Source organism: Alloyangia mangrovi (genome assembly GCF_002300555.2).
Lineage (GTDB): Bacteria > Pseudomonadota > Alphaproteobacteria > Rhodobacterales > Rhodobacteraceae > Salipiger > Salipiger mangrovi.
Genome location: NZ_NTHN02000108.1, coordinates 1 through 2,500, shown reverse-complemented (window position 1 = coordinate 2,500; position 2,500 = coordinate 1). Strand labels below are relative to the sequence as shown.

General features: G+C 54.6%; 1 rRNA gene (cut by a window edge). It reads left to right on the top strand.

Annotation, left to right across the window (positions count from 1 at the left end):
* A 23S ribosomal RNA gene (locus CLG85_RS26700) occupies positions 1 to 2,470 on the top strand (it extends 360 nt beyond the left edge of the window).
* Positions 2,471 to 2,500 lie beyond the last annotated feature (30 nt).

Genomic DNA, 2,500 nt, shown 5'->3' with positions numbered 1-2,500 from the left:
TCCCGTATGTGAAGCTCGATGGAACGTATTAAGTAGGGCGGGACACGTGAAATCCTGTTCGAAGATCGGAGGACCACCTCCGAAGGCTAAGTACTCCTTACTGACCGATAGCGAACCAGTACCGTGAGGGAAAGGTGAAAAGCACCCCGACGAGGGGAGTGAAACAGTACCTGAAACCGAACGCCTACAATCAGTCGGAGGCTCCTCGAGAGCTGACGGCGTACCTTTTGTATAATGGGTCATCGACTTGGTCTATCTAGCAAGCTTAAGCCGTTAGGTGTAGGCGCAGCGAAAGCGAGTCTTAATAGGGCGTCGAGTTAGATGGATCAGACCCGAAACCGAGTGATCTAGGCATGACCAGGATGAAGGTTGGGTAACACCAACTGGAGGTCCGAACCCACACCTGTTGAAAAAGGTCGGGATGAGTTGTGCCTAGGGGTGAAAGGCCAATCAAACTCGGAGATAGCTGGTTCTCCGCGAAATCTATTTAGGTAGAGCGTCATCCGAATACCCCGGGGGGTAGAGCACTGGATGGGTAATGGGCCCCACAGGCTTACTGATCCTAACCAAACTCCGAATACCCGGGAGTACTAGATGGCAGACACACTGCGGGTGCTAACGCCCGTAGTGGAGAGGGAAACAACCCTGACCTCCGGCTAAGGCCCCCAATTCATGGCTAAGTGGGAAAGCAGGTGGGACGACCAAAACAACCAGGAGGTTGGCTTAGAAGCAGCCATCCTTTAAAGATAGCGTAACAGCTCACTGGTCTAATTAAGTTGTCCTGCGGCGAAGATGTAACGGGGCTCAAGCCATGAGCCGAAGCCGAGGATGCGCATAGCGCATGGTAGCGGAGCGTAGTGTGACATAGGACTACTCCTCTTCTGCATCCTTCGGGATGTAATGGAGGAGCAAGTCCTTTCTGTGAAGCCGGGCTGTAAGGCATCCGGTGGAGAGATCACTAGCGAGAATGATGACATGAGTAGCGACAAAGAGTGTGAGAGACACTCTCGCCGAAAGTCCAAGGGTTCCTGCTTAAAGCTAATCTGAGCAGGGTAAGCCGGCCCCTAAGGCGAGGCCGAAAGGCGTAGTCGATGGGAACCAGGTCAATATTCCTGGGCCATGTGGTGGTGACGGATCGCAGGGGTAGTTCTTCCTTATCGGATTGGAAGGGCTGCTGAGCGGTTCCTGGAAATAGCCCCACTTTGAGACCGTACCCTAAACCGACACAGGTGGACTGGTAGAGAATACCAAGGCGCTTGAGAGAACGATGTTGAAGGAACTCGGCAAAATACCTCCGTAAGTTCGCGAGAAGGAGGCCCAGTTTCAACGCAAGTTTTGGCTGGGGGCACAAACCAGGGGGTGGCGACTGTTTACTAAAAACACAGGGCTCTGCGAAGTCGCAAGACGACGTATAGGGTCTGACGCCTGCCCGGTGCCTGAAGGTTAAAAGGAGGGGTGAGAGCTCTGAATTGAAGCCCAGGTAAACGGCGGCCGTAACTATAACGGTCCTAAGGTAGCGAAATTCCTTGTCGGGTAAGTTCCGACCTGCACGAATGGCGTAACGACTTCCCCGCTGTCTCCAACATCGACTCAGCGAAATTGAATTGCCTGTCAAGATGCAGGCTTCCCGCGGTTAGACGGAAAGACCCCGTGCACCTTTACTACAGCTTCACACTGGCATCAGGCCATGCATGTGCAGGATAGGTGGTAGGCTTCGAAGCAGGAACGCCAGTTTCTGTGGAGCCTCCCTTGAGATACCACCCTTGCATTGCTTGATGTCTAACCGCGATCCGTTATCCGGTTCCGGGACCCTGTGTGGCGGGTAGTTTGACTGGGGCGGTCGCCTCCTAAAGCGTAACGGAGGCGCGCGAAGGTTGGCTCAGAGCGGTCGGAAATCGCTCGTTGAGTGCAATGGCAGAAGCCAGCCTGACTGCAAGACTGACAAGTCGAGCAGAGTCGAAAGACGGCCATAGTGATCCGGTGGTCCCAAGTGGGAGGGCCATCGCTCAACGGATAAAAGGTACGCCGGGGATAACAGGCTGATACTGCCCAAGAGTCCATATCGACGGCAGTGTTTGGCACCTCGATGTCGGCTCATCTCATCCTGGGGCTGGAGCAGGTCCCAAGGGTATGGCTGTTCGCCATTTAAAGAGGTACGTGAGCTGGGTTTAGAACGTCGTGAGACAGTTCGGTCCCTATCTGCCGTGGGTGTAGGATACTTGAGAGGAGTTGCCCCTAGTACGAGAGGACCGGGGTGAACGATCCACTGGTGGACCAGTTGTCGTGCCAACGGCAGTGCTGGGTAGCTATGATCGGACAGGATAACCGCTGAAGGCATCTAAGCGGGAAGCCCCCCTCAAAACAAGGTATCCCTGAGGGCCGTGGAAGACCACCACGTCGATAGGCCGGAGGTGTAAGTGCAGCAATGCATTCAGCTGACCGGTACTAATGGCCCGATAGGCTTGATCCGATCCAGGAACAGCAAGGCTGTTCCAGATCA